Source organism: Microcella sp., from assembly GCF_033763155.1.
GTDB lineage: Bacteria > Actinomycetota > Actinomycetes > Actinomycetales > Microbacteriaceae > Microcella.
Genome location: NZ_JANRKZ010000007.1, coordinates 1 through 2,559 on the forward strand (window position 1 = coordinate 1; position 2,559 = coordinate 2,559).

4 protein-coding genes are annotated in these 2,559 nt (G+C 64.2%); 2 read left to right on the forward strand and 2 right to left on the reverse strand.

All coding sequences use genetic code 11. The features are described from left to right. Positions 1-493 (forward strand): aldehyde dehydrogenase family protein (locus SFU54_RS00295; RefSeq protein WP_319014330.1); only part of this gene is annotated, 493 nt, incomplete at its 5' end. A gap of 43 nt (positions 494-536) precedes the next feature. On the opposite strand, the gene SFU54_RS00300 is transcribed toward SFU54_RS00295, so the two are convergent. Then, a complete protein-coding gene (locus SFU54_RS00300) occupies positions 537-1,199 on the reverse strand; it encodes a hypothetical protein (protein ID WP_319014331.1) in 663 nt (220 codons plus the stop codon). A 196-nt stretch (positions 1,200-1,395) separates the two neighbouring features. Then, complete coding sequence (locus tag SFU54_RS00305) at positions 1,396-2,079, reverse strand: hypothetical protein (protein ID WP_319014332.1); 684 nt, start codon at positions 2,077-2,079, stop codon at positions 1,396-1,398. 84 nt (positions 2,080-2,163) lie between these two features. On the opposite strand from SFU54_RS00305, the gene SFU54_RS00310 reads away from it, so the two are divergent. Then, the coding region (locus SFU54_RS00310; RefSeq protein ID WP_319014333.1) for a phytanoyl-CoA dioxygenase family protein at positions 2,164-2,559 on the forward strand (396 nt) is incomplete at its 3' end.

Consider the following 2,559-nt stretch of genomic DNA (forward strand, 5'->3'; position numbering starts at 1 on the left):
GAGCTACCTCGAGATCGCCGAACAGGATGGCGCCGAGATCGTCGTCGACGGTCGCGGCATCGAGGTCGACGGTGACCCGAACGGCTTCTGGCTCGGCCCGACCCTCATCGACAAGGTGCCGACGAGCTCGAAGGTCTACACCGAAGAGATCTTTGGGCCGGTGCTCTCGGTCGTTCGCGTGAAGAGCTACGACGAGGGCCTCGCTCTCATCAATGGCTCGCAATACGGCAACGGAACGGCGATCTTCACCAATGACGGTGGCGCTGCGCGCCGCTTCCAGAACGAGGTGACCGTGGGCATGGTCGGCATCAACGTGCCGATTCCCGTTCCCGTTGGCTACTACTCGTTCGGCGGGTGGAAGAACTCGCTCTTCGGCGACGCCAAGGCTTATGGCACGCAGGCGATTCCGTTCTTCACGCGCGAGAAAGCGATCACCTCGCGCTGGCTCGACCCGAGCCACGGCGGCATCAACCTGGGGTTCCCGCAGAACTAGCCGACGCGCGAGCCGTGCGCGAAGTTCGCGTGCGCGAAGTTGACTAGGCCGTCTCGCCTGAGAATCGGGGCGCGTCGATGAGTACGACCACGCCTGACTCGTCGACGACAGGCGACACGGTGTTGGAGTTTCTTGTTGGATCGACCGGGTCGAACAAATATGCGGTCCCCTGCCAGGCGGGGCGCGTCAGCCCTGGATCGGCCAAGAGAGCGAGCACTTGCTCGAGGGGAGTGCCGACATGCAGTCCATCGACGGTGTAAATGCTCACGCCATTGATCGGGGAGCCGGTGGTCACGTTCACCCACGATGGCAGAAACTCCTCGGTGCGTGGTTTCGAGATCCCCACTGCAGTGCCGTAGACGAAACCACCGAAGTCATAGGTGTCGTAATCGGGATAGTGCGAGCCGTCGCCCTCGCGGACACCCGGTACGGGTGCAGGCCCGAATGCCAGTTCGAGAACCGCGAGTGCCTCTGCCGTCTCGTCTGACCACAAGAATGAACCGATGAGCGTGGCGTCGCTGTCGTAGAGCTCGATGCCTCCGCCGCGCACGACGAGGCCCGCCGCTACTGGTTGAGCGGGGGTCGGTGTCGGAGTTGCTGTTGACGGAGCCGTTGTCGGCGACGGTGCGGCTTCTGGAGCTGAACTCGTGCACCCCACAAGGCTGAGCGTCGCGAGCAGGGTGAGGGCGAGCAGTCGAGAGCGCATCCACTCAGCATCACGTCACGAGACGTGGATAGCAATACCTGCTTCTTCCTCGATTTTTACGAACTGACGCATGACCGCGGGCCTTTTCCATAGGCGCCCGCAGAACGAGAGCGGTGCGCGGGCCGCGCGCGCTTGAGCGTTGCGCGGCCCGTGCGAGCATCCGTCGACGAGCTAGGCCCTCGAGCCGGCTGCGATCCTAGAGCGGGTTCGTCGGAAACGGAGTCATGATCTGCACGATCACACCTGCCGCGTCGACGATGATGCCGATCGTGTCGGTCGAGTCTTCGGGTGCACTCACGAGGCTCGGGTCGACGGGGTCGATCATGTAGACCGTGCCGAGCATGTGCCGGCGGTTCGCCACGGGGGAGAGAGCCAGAACCTCGGCCTGGGATCCTCCGACTTTGAGCCCTTGCGGCGTGTGAATGGTGACGTCGACATCGTCGGTGCTCGGGTCAACCCTCACGATCGAGGGCGCGTGAAACTCGTTGCGCGGCTTCTCGAGGTTGATGGCGGTGTAGTACGTCAGTCCGCCCTCGAAGCTGTAGGTCTCATAGTCGGCGGTGTGGGATCCGTCGCCGGCAATAAGTCCCGTCGAGACGGGCGCTCCAAACGCGAGCTCGAGCACCTCGAGCGCGCGCGGTGCTTCGTCGGCCCACGCGAACGCTCCGATCTCGGTGCCTGCTGAGTCATAGAGCTGCACTCCCACGTTGAGCACCACCAGCTCGGCCGGCACTGGCTCGGGCTCGGGAGTCGAGGAGGGGGAGGGAGTGCTCGAGCTGCTTGCCGCAGCCGCCGAGGGTGATGCCGCCGGTGCGGGAGCGGAACATGCCGACAGGGCCAGAGTGGCAATCAGGGCGATGGGCAAAATGCGGCTGAGCATGACTCCACTGTGGCGTTATGGCCTGCGCCCAGCAATGGGGGTTCTCCCCTATGCCAAGAGCGGCCTTTAGGTATGATCTAAGACATGACCATCGCTGTTCACGCACCGCTCGTCATGCACGACACGATCGACGAGGCCTTCGTTGCCCAGTACGCGCGCGACGGGTTCGCCGTGCTGCGCGGCGCCCTCACCCTGGCCGAGGTGGCTGAGGTCAACTCCGAGGCCTTGCGCATTTGCCGAGCAGGTCTGAACCCCGGCGACGATGCGGTGGATGCTCACCCCGGGCAGAGCGACGCCGACGTGCTGCGGCAGTACTTGTGCATCCACCACCCGCACAAAATCAGCGAGGTGGCCCGGCAGATCATGCGGCACCCTCGGATCGTCGACGGCCTCACGCGCGTGATCGGCCCGAACGTCAAGGCCATGCAGTCGATGCTCTTCATCAAGTCGGAGGGCAAGCCGGGTCAAGCCTGGCATCAG